Origin of the sequence: Paenibacillus sp. F411 (assembly GCF_017582705.1) — a bacterium.
GTDB classification, from domain to species: domain Bacteria; phylum Bacillota; class Bacilli; order Paenibacillales; family Paenibacillaceae; genus Paenibacillus_AQ; species Paenibacillus_AQ algicola.
This window is the reverse complement of record NZ_JAGFIP010000008.1, coordinates 160190-176750: the sequence shown is the minus strand read 5'-3', so window position 1 is coordinate 176750 and position 16561 is coordinate 160190. Positions and strand designations below refer to the sequence as shown.

The following is a 16561-nucleotide window of genomic DNA, read 5'->3' as shown; positions in this document are numbered from 1 at the left end:
GGTGCGTCCATGTTTACTATATGAAGCAGTAATAAACGAGTGCGTGAGAATGCAGTGATGACGTTTTTGCAGGAAGACGTATATCATTTCTCTTTGGGTAACTAGCGGCAGGTTTCTATTGGGTGACGGTCGATGTCACCTGCAAGTGGACAGGTCGTGTGCAAAACTGGGGTCAGGTCCTGAAATGTTATCTATCGAGAAATAGTAAGGGAGTGGCAGGGTGAAGCGTGCGGATTTTTTTTACATTTGGGTCGCTATTACCGGTTATATAGCGGGTATGCTAACGTATATCATTTCTCTCTGGGTAACGAACGGCAGGTTTTTCATAAACCTGGAGCTGCTGATGACCTGGACGCTGGTTACTTTTTTTACAGTCGGTACTTCATTCTTTTTTCTTTGCGTAGTGCTCTTGAGGGCCATCCGCAGATATTATTTTTGGCTTCAAACAGCAGTGTTTATAGGCGTGGGGATCATTCCGATTACCATGGTTGCATTTATGATGGGCTCATTCAGCGTGAGCAATTTTAAATTTGTATTTTCGCCGGAGGGCGTTTACTTTCTAATGTTTTTTACAAGCACGGCGCTTATCTGCTCCTACGGAACCTGGGTGGCTCAAAAAAAGCTCAATAAAAAGCCGTTTCTCATCCTGTCCGCCCTGATTGGAGCAGCGTTTATCATCGTCATGAAGCTAAATGCGGAAAGCATATGAATTCTATCATTGAAGGAGGCGGGTATAGCTTGAAGTTTGAACTGGGACGCTGTTTGTTACATGAACGATTACTGGAATCCGGAAAGTCAGTATCTTGGCTGGCCAAAGACCTGCACATGAAGCCGGAGCGGGTGCATGATTATATCGACAACAAACGAGTCATGCCGCTTAAAGCGGCGATCGCTATTGCCGATTCCATCGGCTGTAATGTGACTGATTTGTATGAAGTCACTCCAAGCCCGCAAAAAGCCACAGACCATGAGCAAGACTGACATCGGCGGTTCCCTTCTACGAAAAGCTTGAAGTCTTTACTTATATGGTCATTTAGGCATATAATTCGTTCAGACATCGAAGAGAGAAGAGGAGCGCTTGAATGAATAACGGGTTAGTTAACGCAATCATAGCGTATATCATGTGGGGGGTACTCCCGCTTTACTGGAAGTGGCTGGGCGACGTGCCAGCAGGGGAAATTCTGTCTCACCGGGTGGTCTGGTCGTTCGTCTTCGTCGGCATACTGGTCGCGGCCCAGCGCCGTTTTGGTGACATCAAGGTGATCATGTCGAGCCGTGCGCTTCTGCTGCCTCTTGCGGCAAGCGGGGTGCTGATCGCGATAAACTGGCTCATTTTTATATGGGCTGTGAACCATGGTCATGTTGTGGAAACCAGTCTCGGTTATTATTTGAACCCGCTGCTGAACGTCGTGCTGGCTGTGGTGTTCCTCCAGGAAAAACCGAACCGTGGACAATGGCTCGCCATTGCGATTGCCGGTATTGCCGTACTCATCATCGCAGTCGATTACGGACGCTTCCCATGGGTTTCCATGTCACTGGCGTTCTCTTTTGGTCTGTACGGCCTTGCGAAGAAGAAGATCAAGCAAGAGGCCTCGGTCGGCTTATTGTCGGAGACGGCTGTGATTCTGCCCATCGCCCTGATCTATTGGATGTATCTAGCGGCTGCGGGACAAGCAACAGCATGGACGCTGTCTCCAGCCATGTTTGTCGGATTGCTGCTTTCCGGAGTGGTCACGGCGCTGCCGCTGTTGTTCTTTGCCCGGGCGGCTGCCCGGATGTCGCTGTCTACGCTCGGTTTCGTCCAATATATTGGACCCACGATCATGCTGCTGCTGAGTGTGTTTGTGTTTAAGGAAGCCGTCTCGCCGCTGGTGCTTGTTGGCTTTGTGCTCATCTGGACCGCCCTGATTGTGTACGCGGCAGCCTCAGTACGCAGTGCAAGACTCGCCAAAGTGAGCTGACGGCTATACGGATTGGGAAGAGGCTGTGATAGCCGCCTGGAAGGACGGATTTTGATCCGTCCTTTTTTTTTATTCTTATCCTTCCATCCCAAGTAATATATAATTCAAAATGATGACCCCTGTTCCTGATGAAAAACAATGGCTGTCCGTGGGAACCGTCAGCGAGGTGCAGATTTCCTCCAAACAACTGGACTTCATTCGATACGAAGGCACTTTGACTTTTCAGGGGGAGGCTGTGAATGAAGTGTTGGATGCCCCGAAGGGATTTGCTCTTACGAAAGAGACGCGGGTGTTCAAAAAAACCGAGGATGGAGTAAGAGAGATCGCGGCGATCTCGGACCTGCAGGACGGGCAGAGCATTGAAGTATGGACGCACTTCTTGAGCGACCATCTCCTGGGAGCTGCTGAAATAACGATTATCGATGGAGTGACGGCTCCTATATTTTGAGAAAATCCGAGGTGAGTGATGATTACGGTGCCTTTTCCCACTCATTAACAGGCGTATTGAAGCACCAGGTGGCTTTAACTTAATTTTATCTGGAGCCGCCGCAGCCTCCGCTGGACAAGGGACTGCAGCAGCGGTCTGATTTGGCCATGGCTTCATTAAACAGACTTACAGCGTGCAGCACCTGTTCCTGATCAGAGGGGCTCATATAGGAAAAGACCTCGCTCAGGTAATCGTTCATCTGATGGTCAATAGCGGCAGCAATGGATTGCCCTTCAGGGGTAAGCGCAAGAGTATACACTCTGCGGTCCCGAGGATCCTGCTGCTTGATGATGAGATTCATTTTGATCAGGGACTGGACTTGTCTGCTGAAGGTCGTAATATCCGTACCCAGCGTGTCGGCAACCTGCTGCATGGAAGGGTTATGCTGCCGGTCCACCTCATATAAAATATGGCTCTGAACCAGAGTAATATCGGTATCTCCCACACTGCAGCAATGCTTGTTCAAAAAGCCAAAGCGGCGGGTCATAATCTGAAACAGCTCGCGGGCATGCTCCATAGATTTATCATCTCCATCTACAGGGATCTTTGATTCTAGGATACCACAGTCTCTGTGTTATACGGGATGGGCAGGTGCTCAGAAAGAAAGTCTGCAGCTGTACCCGTAACAATACCTGATTTTACACGATAATACTTGCATAATGCAAATAATTAGCGTAGCATGGGTAGCAGTGGAAGAGTAGACATGAACTAAACAAGGAGGAGTTACACATGAAACCGATTGAGTTCAAGGAAACAGGAGCCTCGTGCTGTACCCCGAAGGGAGCAGGGGGTGCGGAAACAAAGCCAGCTGCCTCCGTAGTTCAAGCGGATGCGCCAGTGCAGCAGCACGCTCACCTGCCTGTAGCGATCATCGGGGCAGGCCCGATCGGACTTGCGGCTGCTGCGCAGCTGGCGGAGAGAGGGCAGTCTTTTGTGCTGTTTGAAGCGGGGGATGCGGTAGGACATCATATCCGTCAATGGGGACATGTCCAGCTCTTCTCGACCTGGCAGTACAACGTGGATCAGGCCGCGGCCCGTCTGCTGCGCCAGCACGGCTGGGAGGCGCCGAAGTCTGATGAGCTGCCGCTGGGACGGGAGCTGGTAGAGCAGTACCTGGAGCCCTTGGCTCAGGTGCCGCCGCTGAAGCCGCATATCCGGCTGAATACGAAGGTGGTCTCCCTGTCCAGAAGAGGCACTGACAAGATGAAGTCTGCCGGCCGCGAAGCATTTCCCTTCGTGCTGTATGTCGAGCAGGACGGTGTCACTTCCCGCGTAGAGGCAAGAGCGGTTATTGATGCATCCGGAACTTGGGGTCAGCCAAATCCGCTCCAGGCTGATGGCGTATGGACTCGGGAGGAGCGCTTGTGGGCAGACCAAGTGACCTATGGCATTCCGGACATTTCCGGTGAACAGAAATCGAGATACGCCGGCAAGCGGGTGGCCGTGATCGGCAGCGGACACTCTGCGATCAACACCCTGCTCGATCTGGCCACCCTGAAGGCCGAGGTTCCTGCGACCGAGCTGATCTGGATTCTGCGCAAACGCACCGTGGAGGAAGCTTACGGCGGGGAGGGCGATGACCAGCTGGAGGCGCGGGGCACCTTGGGAAGCCGGATTCATCAGCTAATGGATGCAGGTCAGATCACGGCAGTGACACCTTTTCGAGTAGAGCAAGTGAGTGGCCAGGGAGGGAAGCTGCAGCTGCTCGGTACGGGAGCAGACGGCACGATGGTCATCGACAGGCTGGATGAAATCATCGTGAATACGGGCAGCCGGCCAGACTATTCCTTCCTGAGTGAGATTCGGCTCCACATTGATCCGGCGACCGAAAGCGTCGAGGCGCTGGCGCCCCTGATTGATCCCAATGAGCATAGCTGTGGCACGGTACGGCCTCATGGGGAGCGTGAGCTGCGCCATGGCGATCCCTACTTCTATACGGCAGGCATGAAGAGCTATGGCCGGGCGCCAACCTTCCTGATGGCGACCGGCTATGAGCAGGTTAGATCCATTGCAGCTTATCTGGCCGGCGATCTGGAAGCTGCGCAAAAGGTTGAGCTGGTGCTGCCGGAAACAGGAGTGTGCAGCGTTCCCCGCGCATCGTCGGACCCGGAGGACGCCTGCACCGCGCCGAAACCTGAATCAGGCTGCTGCGGCTAATGCCGTCCATGTCAGCCATGCCGTGACTGGAGGGCTGGCGCGGCTTCGGCTGCAAGTACATCCAGGCTTTTTGTTCGATGACAGGAGCCTGGATTTTTTTTCATAACAGTAAGCACGGAAGAAATACATAATGTTCCTCTCCTTGGGTCATGATTTATACGTAACGAAAGGTACATAGGTACCTATACCCCGAAGGAGGAAATATGGAATGAAAAAAACATTGCTGCTGCTGATGACCCTGAGTCTGCTGATGATGCCGCTGGGCATGGCGAATGCTGAAGAACGAAAAGACGTCGTGGATACTGCGGTCGCAGCCGGACAGTTCTCGATCCTTGTCAAAGCGCTGGAGCAAGCCGGGCTGGTGGAAACGCTGAAGGGCAGCGGACCGTTCACGGTGTTCGCGCCAACCGATGAGGCGTTTGCCGCTCTGCTGAAGCAGCTGGACATCACTGCAGAGGAGCTGCTTGCACGCAAGGATTTGAAGGATATTTTGCTGTACCATGTGGTGCCGGGCAAGGTTCTGTCTACCGATCTTAAAGACGGAATGAAGGTCAAAACGCTGCAGGGCAGCGATGTAACGATCTCCACGAATCCGGTGAAGGTGAATGATGCAAATGTGGTGAAACCGGATATTCTGGCTTCCAATGGCGTCATTCATGTCATTGATCAGGTGCTGCTGCCGCAGCCAAAGCACAAATAAACCGGCTGTAACAGCCGGCTTAACATGAAACCATCCTGCGGGATGGTTTTTTTTGCGATTAAGTGCCCGGTGTGACCGAAAGGCCTCTTAAGATATGCTCAAATCGCTGCAGCAGAACGATTTCCTGGGCACTCAGGGTTTCAAGAGTGGCTTCAACCGAAGAGTTCACCTGGATCAGCTGATTAAAATTAACGAGGGAGGGCGTGATCACAGGAAGGCTGGCGGTTCCGAGCACGGTCTGCAGCTTCTCGGCCTCGGAGTTCATAATATGGGCCTGACTGAGCTCAGCCAGGGCAATGGCAGCCAGGTTAATGGCATAATATTGCTGCAGAGACTGAATGACGAGTATATTGGAGGCACCAAACCCGGTGAGGATGGGACCGCCCGGCTCACTTTGAAACTGGAACTCGAACAGCGCCTCATTGACATACTGCCCGGATGGAGGGACACAAGAAACCACCAGCTGGTACTGCACGATCACGGTCTGGCCCGGAATGATGTTCCCCAGCGGCAAGTTGGCCGGGGTTGCGCCGGGCTGCGGCACTCCGTCAACCGTGACACTGTTCGGAACGAGTGTGGTACACTCTGGTGAAGCGTCGAACATGACCACGACGGTGGCATCGGCGGTGCCTGTGTTAGTAATCTCCACCGTGTACGTAATGACATCGCCTGGACTGACTACAGAGACGTCTGCGCTTTTAAGTGCTTCAAACCGGGGGGCGTTGACGTCGATTTGCAGCCCGACCCCGTTAATGACATAGGCATCCCCGGAGGTCGTGCCCTGAATGACGGCATCCGTCTGCGCGTTAACCAGCTGGGGGGAGACGTCAATGTTCGTAATGTCATAGCCTTGTCTGCGGCCATCGGCATTGATCCCCAGCGGCTGATTGAGATTGCCGAAGGTGCCGGAGGTGTCGAGGGTTCCATCATCGCCGTTAATTTGGGAAGCAAAAAAATTATCAATCGGGTTATTGGGACCCGATACAGGTGTCAGCGTTCCTACCGTAGGCCCGAACAAGAGCTGATCCCCAATCCGGTTGGAATCTCCCTCCAGGGAGCTGACCTGCAGCCTGCCATTAACGGGACCGGTAGTCGGTGTAAAGAAGCCCGAAATATTAAAGGGTGTACTTCCGGAGCCGGTACTGACAAACTCACTGGCTACAAAAATAGACATGTTACGAATCGGCAGCGTCGGATTCTGATAGGCAACCATCAGGGTCCAGCCGCCGGAGTTGGTCGTATTGTTGATGGCAGAGGTCGTAGCCACAATGTCCCCTACCGTATAAGTCCCCGCGCCTGCTGCTTGGACAAGGGCGGTGACGTCCGCCGAGCGCACATACAATACGTTAAATATAGTAGCGGCTGTAGCAGGATCGAAAGGAATCGAAAAGCTGCCGGCCGGTGTTGTGAACGAGACATTATCGTTAATAAAAGCGGAAAGATCTTGTCCTGCAACATTATAGCTGCCGGACCAGATTAATTCCGCATACAGCACGGTACTCTGTGCGGGCAGCTGCAGCACGGCGCTTGCTGCATTTTCTTGAAAGTTAAGCGTTGTACCTGGAGGGAAATCATTGACCTGGCTCAGTGGATTCGGCGTGGCCATAGCCCCGATTGCATCCTGATCTCCTTGATTGTTCGTATTTAGCTGCTTACTGAGCCCGATCGTATTCCCCGTAAAGGTAATAGCACCATTGATGGTCGTGTCAAAACGATTAATGACGGCCAATGTTTACCACACCCCTTCTTGTATACTCCAGCTTATGATGCTTATCTCATGGAGGAGTGGATGTTTGCCAGCATACAGGCGTGGAAATGCTGCGGATGCTGGCAGCGATAGGCATCCCGCTCTCCATCCAGATGCTATAATAATAAGAAACGAATATGTGGCCAGGTGCTGGCAGAGATACGGATCGATGAAGGAGGAGATGCCTTATGCTGAGAGTTGCCCTGCTGGATGATGAAAGGCCGGCTCTGAACGTACTGAGCGGACTCATCCGGTCTATGAAGGGGGTAGAGCTTACCGGTGCGTTCACCAATCCCGCAGAGCTGATGCAGCAGCTGCAGGAATGCCGGCCTCATCTGGTGCTTCTGGATATCGAAATGCCAGGGATGAACGGTCTGGAGCTGGCAGCTGCGCTATTGGATATGCAGGAGGAGATAGAGGTCATCTTCGTGAGCGCTTACCACCAGTATGCGCTGGAGGCGTTTCGCGTACAGGCGGTGGATTACCTGCTGAAGCCGGTCGATCCTGTGCTGCTGCAGGGCAGTGTGGACCGGGTAATCAGGCGGAAGCTTGGATCAAGACCGGCGGTGGTGGAAGATCAGGAAGGGGCCTCAATTGCATGTCTTGGCGGCCTGGAGCTGCACAAGGCGGGACAGCCCGAGCCGGTCCGGTTTCCGACAGCGAAGGCGGAAGAGCTGTTCGCCTACTTGCTTGTACACCGGAACACGGACGTGTCCAAGTGGACGCTGGGCGATTTGCTATGGCCGGACATCATGTCGACAGAGAAGGTCAATCATAATCTGCATATGGCCGTCTACCGGATGAAGAAGAGCCTCAAGGACCACGGGCTGGCTGTCCGTATTTCCTCACAGCGCGGATTTTACCGGCTGGAGTGTGACGACCCTTGCGATTACATTGCACTGGAGGAGGCAGGACAAGCACCCCAAGTAAACAGGGAGAACGTCAAGGGTTTAACAGAGGCGGTGAAGCTGTATAAAGGGCCGCTTTTTGCAGGCAGGGATTATCCCTGGTGCGAAGGTGAGCGGGAGCGCATGTCCCGCTGCTACAGAGCCTTGTCCAGGAAGCTGGCAGCCTGGCAGACCGGGCAGCACCGGTATCATGAGGCGGTAGAGCTTCTTCTGCCTTTGCTGGAGGAGGCCCCTCTGGATGAAGAAGGGCATGAGCTGCTGCTCAGAGCCTATGACGGATTACAGCAACGGACTTCATTTATAGCCCATTATGAAAAAATAAAACGCAGCTTCCGAGAGGAGCTGGGGGAGGAGCCGCCCCAAGGTTTGCGGAGGCTGTACAGCGGCTTGCGGTAACATAAATTGGAAAGGTTGTTTTCGTCCTCCTTGACATAAATTATGTCTGTTGTTATGATAATGACATAAATTATGTCGGAGGTGCTATCGTAATGAAAAGATCTCAATCCACCACGGTCAAGACGGTGCTGGAATATATGGTCATGCTTAATGAGCAGTCGTATTCCGGTATTGGCCGTCAGCTGAACATTACCCCTCAGCAATTCTCAGATTGGATCAAAAAGCGCAGGCCCATTCCCCAGGAACGGCTGCAGGCGCTCGCCGCTTATTTTGGCGTCGGGGAAGAAGTGCTGGTGGACACCGGCTATTTTGCCAGCCCGTTGACGCCGCTGGCGAAAGTTCAGCTGCACATGCTGCTGCTGGATCAGAAGATTGCCCAGCTTGAAGGTGAAGGAGCAGAAGAAGAAGATATCGCAGCCTACCGTGACAAGAAGCTTCAGCTGGAGCGGGAGCGAGAGCACGAAATTCGGCTGGGGCGAGTGGCTGAGGCGCTGCAAAGAGACCATGATGGCCGCCTGGCCCTCCTCCTGGACCAGGTCCTGGATGAAGCAGCTGCCAAGAAGACGGAAGGCGTTGAGTCATAAGCTTGGCGAGTAAGTGCTAAAGGTCTATACACAAAAGCAAGCTCAGAGAGTCGTCATCGTTCACAGATGACGGCTTTTTCTGATGCCCGCTCGATCTGTTTTTTGCAGCACTGATTTGTTATATGAATCACGTATTTGTTATATAGAGCCGAAGCAGCGCTGGATATAATCAAGATTAAGCTAACGATATACATTCATAAGGAGGATTCCGATGAACAAAGGCAAAGCAAGCATTGCGATGATGCTTACCATCTTGATGATCATGACGATGCTGTCACCCCGGGGCTTGATGAGTCAGGCGGATGCGGACAGCGCTGTAGAAAGGATCAGTACGGATTTTGAGGATGGCACGCTTCAGGGATGGGTGAAAAGAGGTGAGAATGAGAGCTTAAGCGTCACGAATGACGTGTACTACAGCGGTCAGCACAGTATGCTCGTAGAGGGCCGGCAAAGAACCTATCATGGTCCTATGCTGGATCTGAAGGATCGCCTGCTTCCCCATCAGGATTATCAGATTTCGGTATATGTCCGCCTGAAGGAGGAGCCGCAGGCAAACCAGACCCTGCAGCTAACGGTATTTAACAAGGCGGAAAGTGATAACTATGTGGTGCCGGATCAGGTAACCATCACTCAGGAGGATTGGGAGAAGTGGCACCTGCTGGAGGGAAGCTACCGATACAGCAATGCTCCTTCGGAGCTGTCTCTTTATGTCGAAACGCCATACCGCACGCCGGAGCCCGTGGATACATTGGCTTTTTATGTAGACGAAGCTGTCATCGAGCCTGCTGCCCCTTTAGAGATTCAGGATCTTCCGTCTCTTTATGAGGTGTATGCTGATGATTTCAAGATGGGAGCGGCTGTGTACACCTGGCAGCTGGAGGGCTCCTATGCAGAGCTGTTGAAAAAGCATTTTAACAGCATCACGGCTACCTATGAGATGAAGCCTAAATTTATCTCTTTGGGAGAGGGGAAATATAACTTTGAAGTAGCGGATCGCTATGTACAATTTGCAGAAGATAATAACATGGACATTCGGGGACATGCATTGCTGTGGCATATTGATGCAGCGGAGTGGATGTTTACAGGTCCGGATGGCGAGCCGGCAAGCCGGGAGCTGCTGCTGCAGCGGCTCGAGGAGTATATTACGACCGTCATGCAGCGCTATAAGGGCAAGATTGATGCGTGGGACGTCGCGAATGAAGTGATAGCCGACAACGGCGGGGATGAGAATGGTCTGCGGATAACACCTTGGTATACACAAATCGGACCTGATTATATTGAAAAAGCGTTTGAGTTCGCGCGCAAAGCGGATCCGGATGCCAAGCTGTACTATAACGACTATTACACAGAGGTTCCGTCCAAGAGAGCGCACATCTATGAGCTGTTAAAAACACTAAAGGAAAAGGATCTGATTGACGGGGTCGGTCTGCAATCTCACCATTTGCTGTATTCTCCTTCTATTGAAGAGGTTGAGAAAACGATCAAGCAATATTCCGAGCTGGGCCTGGATATTCAAATTACCGAGCTGGATGTCGATTCCGGAGTGAGTGTCGATACGCCGTTGCCGGCAGATGTGGAAGCCCGGCAGGGGTATCGGTATTTGGAGCTGATGGAGGTTTACAAGAAATACAGTGAACATATTTCCTCTGTCACCATCTGGGGACTTCAGGATGAGAAAAGCTATAACCGTCATGCCTTGCTGTTCGACAAAAATCTAAAAGCCAAGGATGCCTATTGGGGTCTTGCCGATCCTTCCCGTTTGCCGGTCATTCGGCAGGTGTCTGCTGGACTTTTCGGATCGCCAGAGCAGACAGCTCAAGAAGATCCACTATGGAAAAAGGCTGTGAGGTCGCAGCTGTCTGAACAGGATGCGTTGCGTGCTTCGCATCAGATCCTGTGGGATGAAGATCACCTTCATATTAAGGTGGATGTCCAGGACAGCACTGTGAATTCCGGGGATAAGGTGGAGCTGTATTTCAATGAGGCGAACGACGAGTCCGGATCATTGGGGCCGGGTGTCCGGAAGGTAGTGATCCCCCGTTCTAACCCGGGACCACAAGGAATCACCACATTGGTTAGACCAGGTGCTGCGGGCTATAGCGTAGAAGCAGCCATTCCGTGGTCCACGATAGTAGAGCCTCAGGCCGGCAGTCTGATGGGCTTTGACGTTGTCGTTACAGACGGAAGCGGCTCTACAGCTGTTCCGATTTACTGGAATGATCGAACGCTGCAGCAGGATGATGACACCCGGAACTATGGCCTGATTCGATTGGCCGCCATGCCCAAATCTGTAGAAGCTGTTCATGGATCGGCTGTCATTGATGGCGTAAAAGAAGGTGCCTGGGATCAGGCAGAGCCTATGCTCGTTCAAAAGACGACCGCGCCAAAGAGTGCAACCGCAGAGGCTTGGACGATGTGGAAAGAGGACAGCCTGCTGATCTTCTTGAAGGTCAAAGACCCGCTGCTGCGTGCAGATGCGCCGGAGCCGTGGTTCCAGGATTCTGTAGAGATTTTTCTGGATGAGAACCATCAGAGAACGTCGTACTATCAAGGCGATGACAGTCAATACCGCATCAATATTCGGAATGAGCTTTCCTTTACTGGCGGTGCTTCTGCAGACCGATTGGAAAGTGCGGTGGTTACAACAGACGACGGCTATGATATGGAAGTGAAAATCAAGCTGGGTGCCGTATCTCCACAAGCAGGGCAGTCGATCGGATTTGATCTTCAGATCAATGATGATCAGGGCGAGGGAGTGCGGGCTTCAAGCAAATGGTATGATCCAACAAATGACTCGTGGCAAAATACGTCGCAATTTGGCATTCTGACGTTTGCGGCGCCAGCGCCAGCACCAGCGCCAACGCCAGCGCCAGCACCAGCACCAACGCCGGCACCAACGCCAGCACCAGCGCCAACACCGGCACCGGCACCGGCACCAGCACCGGCACCAGCGCCAGCACCAACACCGGCGCCAACGCCGGCACCGTCCGTGCCGTCTGTCTTCAAGAGCGGTGTGGTGAAGAATGCGGCTGCCAAGATTGAGGCTCTTGTTACACGTGTTACAGGCTCGCCAACGCGGGTAACGTTCCATGACATCACGAATCACTGGGCTTCCAAGACGATCAAGAAATGGGTCCAGCTAGACGTTATTCAGGGCTATCCTGACGGTACCGTCAAGCCGGACAAAGCGGTAACCCGTGCGGAGTTCGTGGCGGTATTGTCCAAGCTTCTGGACGTCACGGGGACGCAGCAGGTGTCGTTCAAGGATACGAGCAAGCATTGGGCCCAGGCTTCCATTGCCGATTTCGCGGCAGCCGGAATTATTCAGGGCTATAAGGACGGCAGCTTCAGACCGAATCAATCCATCACCCGGGAGGAAATGGTTGTTATTTTATCCCGAATGATTGATCTGCCGAGCCTACCGAGCGTCTCAGAGCATGGTGTCTTTCAAGACCTGCAGAACACCTATGCCTCCGAGGCCATCACTCAAGCGGCAAAAGCCGGCATCATAACAGGAAAGGGAAATGACAGATTTGCACCCAAGGCGGAGACTTCACGCGCCGAAGCCATGACCGTGGTCTACCGTATGCTTTCTCTGGATCCGGAGATTAAAGCGCTGCTGGAGCAGCTAGACTAGCATTGGTGACAAGTACAGCGCCCCTGTGTGAATGGACCTGGGATTGTGACAGGTTCAGCCGCGCGGGGGCGTTCTTTTGTCGCTGCCGTGTTGTTACCGACCGCGAGGATATCAACAATTTGTTATGAATGCTGTCAATTTATCGTGTATCTGAAACTCCATGGACGATAAGATAAATGTAGAAGAACGGTTCACTACGGTGGGTCCAGAAGGGAAGCATGCTTATGAAACAAACGGAGGTAGTACAGGAGCAAGACGCAACCGGGAAGAGCACGGCAGTGGCTGCTTCAACCCGGAAAGGCTCGAAATGGAGAAAGAACATTGTGCTCGATATGATGCTTTTGCCCGCACTCATTCTGACGTTTATCTTCTCATATATTCCGATGGCCGGTTTAGTGATGGCATTTCAAAATTTCAAGCCTGCACTGGGCATGACAGGATCAGAGTGGGTCGGACTGGAGCACTTTGAATTTCTGTTCAGTATCCCGGAGAACGTTCAGGTCATTTGGAATACGGTCATTATCGCCGGACTGAAGATGGTAGCCAACCTGGTCGTTCCCTTCATCTTTGCGCTCCTCTTGAATGAAATTCGCAGAGCGATGTTCAAGAAAGTAGTGCAGACGATCGTGTACATGCCGCACTTCCTGTCCTGGGTGCTGGTCGGCGGAATCCTGATTGATTTGCTCGCGCAGAATGGCGGCCTTGTCAACCAGACACTGACAGCTGTGTTCGGCATAAAGCCAATCTTCTTCCTGGGAGACGGAGACTGGTTCCGCTTTGTCGTCGTAGTCAGTGATGTCTGGAAGGAATTCGGCTTCAACACCATCGTGTTCCTCGCAGCATTGGCTGGCGTCAACCCTGCACTGTATGAGGCGGCAGAGGTGGACGGAGCGGGAAGATGGCAGCAGACCTGGTCGATCACGATTCCTTCCATGCTGCCGATTACTATCGTGGTAGGAACTCTGGCTCTAGGTAACATTCTGAATGGAGGCTTTGATCAGATTTTCAATCTGTACAATGCCCTCGTCTTCGACAAAGGAGATATTATCGACACCTTTGTTTATCGCTACGGCATTATCGGAGGGAAATTCAGCTTCTCCACGGCGGTCGGTCTGTTCAAATCCATTGTCAGCTTTGTTCTGATTGTAGCCGCTTACCGTATGGCCTATAAACTAGCGAATTACCGCATTTTTTAGAGAGGGGGCCATCAAGACGTGTATCATAAATCCAAGGCTTATCAAACGTTCAATGTGTTCAACATCGTCTTCATGATTGTCATTTCACTTATATGTATCATTCCCTTGGTTCATATTCTGGCGGTTTCCTTCAGCGGCAAGGCGGCAGCGAGTGCGAACCTGGTCAAGCTGTGGCCGGTAGACTTCACCTGGGATGCCTATGTAAAGACCATGGCGAATGAAAACTTTCTAAGATCGATCTGGGTCACGGTTCAGCGTACCGTTCTCGGTACTGTGATAGGGATGCTCATCGTCATTTTTGCAGCGTACCCTTTATCCAAGGAGAACAGCAGCTTTAAACGAAGAAACATCTACATCTGGTATTTTGTATTCACCATGCTGTTCAGCGGAGGCTTAGTGCCTTTTTACATCCTGATCCGAAATCTGGAGCTCCTCAACACGATGTGGGTGCTGATCCTGCCGGGTGCGGTCTCGGTCTGGAACATGATCCTGCTGCTGAATTTCTTTCGGGGAATCCCTAAAGAGATGGAAGAGGCCTCGTTAATTGACGGCGCAGGGCACCTCCGGACACTGATCAGTGTGTACCTGCCCATTTCAACGCCTGCCCTGGCCACGCTTTCTCTGTTTACCCTGGTCGGGCACTGGAATTCATGGTTTGACGGCCTGTTGTTTATGACGGATTACGAGAAATATCCACTAGCCTCTTATTTGCAGACCGTCATTGTACAACAGGATTTCAGTAAAGTGTCTGTCCGTCCGGAGGATCTGGAGAACATTTCGCAGAGAACGGTGAAGGCGGCCCAGATCTTTATCGGCATGGCACCGATCCTGCTGGTGTATCCGTTTCTGCAGCGATTTTTCGTAAAAGGGATCGTGCTCGGGGCGGTCAAAGAATAGTCATGCTTATAACAATCGCCGGATTGGAGGTGAGGGACCGGATTACAGAGTCTCATTTGCACAACATCCTGTACGTGTGTACACATATGAAATGCTCAAGATGAATAAGGGGGTTCCTACCATGGCAAAGAAAATGAAAACCACGATCATGGCTTTACTTAGCACGGTAATGTTATCCAGTACGCTGGCCGGCTGCACCGGTACGAAAGAAGAACAGCCGGAAGAGGCAAGCACGGGTGAAGAGAGCTTCTACTCCGCTCCGTTCGAGAATGGCAAATACACAGAGCCGGTAACCATCTCAACCGTATTCCCGATTCAAAGCAACGTGAAATTCAAGAACGGGGAGAACATCGAGAACAACGTCCACACAAAGTGGGCGAAGGAAACGCTTGGCATTGATATTAAATACCTGTGGACGGTCACCGAGCAGAACAATGCTTATGAAACCAAGCTGCGGCTCATGCTGACCGCCGGCGAAGAGATGCCTGACATTGTTGTCTACCGTGGCAATCCTGCTCTGATTGCAGATTTAATTGATAGCGAGCAGTTTACCGACGCAGGGGAATTATTCGATAAATACGCTTCTGAATCTTATAAGAATGCTATGGCACAGCATCCTGAGGTATGGAATCCGTTAATGCGCGATGGCAAAAGAATGGGTGTTCCGATTCTGGAAAATGCCTACAATAATGATCCTGTCATGTACATCCGGGAGGATTGGCTGAAGAAGCTGAATTTACAGGCGCCAACCAATCTCGCCGAGCTCGAAACCGTCATGGATGCGTTCACGAATCAGGATCCGGATGGAAACGGGAAGAAGGATACCACGGCGCTTTCGGTGGGCTTCAAGGGCAACCTGAATACATGGATGTCTGACTCCGGCTGGATCTTCGGGATGTTCGGCGCCATGCCTAACCAATGGAACAAGACGGCAGATAACCAGCTTGCTTACGGATCTGTTCAGCCGGAAATGAAGCCAGCCCTGCAGAAGATGCAGGAATGGATGGATAAAGGCTATATTTCTGCCGAATCCGGTCTGTACGATGAAGTGAAAGCAACAGAAGCCTTTACGGCAGGAAAGTCAGGAATTATTGTCGGTCCTTACTGGATGACAGGCTGGCCGCTTCCGGATTTGAAAGCTAACGTTCCGGATGCAGAGTTTAAAGCCTACCCTCTACCGGCAGGACCGGATGGCAAAATTGGACGTCATGGCACGGCCATCAGCAGCGGCGCGGTACTGATTAACAAGGACATGAAGCATAAAGACGCGTTCTTCGTTTACCAGAACTATCTGTTCGATCACTGGGCAAATCCGGAAAGCGAGACCTTCGCGAACGGTTTTGCAAAAGGGTATGACTATGATTTGGGTCCAAACGGCGAAGTATACCGGGAACAGCAGAGCGACCAGATTCCTGGCGGCTGGGTGGATGCCATCCGTTATACACTGACCTTTGATGGTGCGATTGTACCAGATCTCATGATGAATACGCTGGCGAAGCTTGCAGATGGTGCCGAGCCAACCAACCAGTATGAGAAGGTTCTGTCCGAACGTCTTCCGGAGCAGATTCAAGCTGCCAAGATCGTTGTGGAGCAGCAGGATGCTGTGATGCCGGAAATGTTCACGGGTGCCCCAACCGCGACTCAGCTGTCTCGTGGAGACATACTGGGCAAGCTGGAGAAGGAAATTTTGAACAAAATTATTTATGGCAAGTCCTCGGTTGACGAATTTGATACCTTTGTGGAAAAATGGAAATCTAGCGGTGGTGATAAAATTACCGAAGAAGTAAACGCTTGGTACCAGTCGGTCCAAGTTCAACAATAATAGAGGTGCAGGCCAGAGAGGGCAGCCATCCAGGCTGCCCTTCATGCTCTATGTTCATCCTCAAACCTT

14 protein-coding genes are annotated in these 16561 nt (G+C 52.1%); 12 read left to right on the top strand and 2 right to left on the bottom strand.

Going from position 1 to position 16561, the window contains the following annotated elements:
• Positions 1-220 precede the first annotated feature (220 nt).
• From JJQ72_RS10735 to JJQ72_RS10720, 4 genes are all read left to right on the top strand, one after another.
• Positions 221-709 carry a hypothetical protein gene (locus JJQ72_RS10735; protein ID WP_208203665.1) on the top strand — a complete coding sequence of 163 codons (489 nt, stop codon included), beginning with the start codon at positions 221-223 and terminating at the stop codon, positions 707-709.
• Between the two features lie 29 nt (positions 710-738).
• Entirely contained in the window at positions 739-981 is a 243-nt protein-coding gene (locus JJQ72_RS10730; RefSeq protein ID WP_208203664.1) for a helix-turn-helix domain-containing protein, read from the top strand.
• Between the two features lie 101 nt (positions 982-1082).
• Positions 1083-1961 carry an EamA family transporter RarD gene (gene rarD / locus JJQ72_RS10725; protein ID WP_138224150.1) on the top strand — a complete coding sequence of 293 codons (879 nt, stop codon included), beginning with the start codon at positions 1083-1085 and terminating at the stop codon, positions 1959-1961.
• 235 nt (positions 1962-2196) lie between these two features.
• Positions 2197-2409, top strand: coding sequence for a hypothetical protein (locus JJQ72_RS10720; RefSeq protein ID WP_138224151.1), 213 nt, complete (start codon positions 2197-2199; stop codon positions 2407-2409).
• Positions 2410-2494: 85 nt separating this feature from the next.
• Here JJQ72_RS10720 and JJQ72_RS10715 read toward each other — a convergent pair whose 3' ends face one another.
• The gene (locus JJQ72_RS10715; RefSeq protein WP_208203663.1) at positions 2495-2965 is read right to left on the bottom strand and encodes a MarR family winged helix-turn-helix transcriptional regulator; all 471 of its coding nucleotides are present in this window, start codon (positions 2963-2965) and stop codon (positions 2495-2497) included.
• 212 nt (positions 2966-3177) lie between these two features.
• On the opposite strand from JJQ72_RS10715, the gene JJQ72_RS10710 reads away from it, so the two are divergent.
• Positions 3178-4605 (top strand): FAD-dependent oxidoreductase, encoded by a 1428-nt coding sequence (locus JJQ72_RS10710; protein WP_208203662.1) that lies wholly within the window; start codon positions 3178-3180, stop codon positions 4603-4605.
• A gap of 208 nt (positions 4606-4813) precedes the next feature.
• Positions 4814-5305, top strand: coding sequence for a fasciclin domain-containing protein (locus JJQ72_RS10705; protein ID WP_138224154.1), 492 nt, complete (start codon positions 4814-4816; stop codon positions 5303-5305).
• Between the two features lie 58 nt (positions 5306-5363).
• Here JJQ72_RS10705 and JJQ72_RS10700 read toward each other — a convergent pair whose 3' ends face one another.
• Positions 5364-7034 carry a DUF11 domain-containing protein gene (locus JJQ72_RS10700; protein ID WP_208203661.1) on the bottom strand — a complete coding sequence of 557 codons (1671 nt, stop codon included), beginning with the start codon at positions 7032-7034 and terminating at the stop codon, positions 5364-5366.
• 206 nt (positions 7035-7240) lie between these two features.
• On the opposite strand from JJQ72_RS10700, the gene JJQ72_RS10695 reads away from it, so the two are divergent.
• The 6 genes from JJQ72_RS10695 (at position 7241) to JJQ72_RS10670 (ending at position 16492) form a co-directional block, all read left to right on the top strand.
• Positions 7241-8356, top strand: a complete 1116-nt coding sequence (locus tag JJQ72_RS10695; protein ID WP_208203660.1) for a response regulator — start codon at positions 7241-7243, stop codon at positions 8354-8356.
• Positions 8357-8448: 92 nt separating this feature from the next.
• Positions 8449-8940: a helix-turn-helix domain-containing protein gene (locus JJQ72_RS10690; protein ID WP_208203659.1), complete on the top strand. Its 492-nt coding sequence runs from the start codon at positions 8449-8451 to the stop codon at positions 8938-8940.
• 211 nt (positions 8941-9151) lie between these two features.
• Positions 9152-12577 (top strand): endo-1,4-beta-xylanase, encoded by a 3426-nt coding sequence (locus JJQ72_RS10685; RefSeq protein ID WP_208203658.1) that lies wholly within the window; start codon positions 9152-9154, stop codon positions 12575-12577.
• Positions 12578-12801: 224 nt separating this feature from the next.
• Positions 12802-13773 carry an ABC transporter permease gene (locus JJQ72_RS10680; protein ID WP_208203657.1) on the top strand — a complete coding sequence of 324 codons (972 nt, stop codon included), beginning with the start codon at positions 12802-12804 and terminating at the stop codon, positions 13771-13773.
• 18 nt (positions 13774-13791) lie between these two features.
• Complete coding sequence (locus JJQ72_RS10675; protein ID WP_138224161.1) at positions 13792-14670, top strand: carbohydrate ABC transporter permease; 879 nt, start codon at positions 13792-13794, stop codon at positions 14668-14670.
• A gap of 121 nt (positions 14671-14791) precedes the next feature.
• On the top strand, positions 14792-16492 hold the full coding sequence (locus JJQ72_RS10670; protein ID WP_208203656.1) for an extracellular solute-binding protein: 1701 nt from the start codon (positions 14792-14794) through the stop codon (positions 16490-16492).
• Positions 16493-16561: the final 69 nt, after the last annotated feature.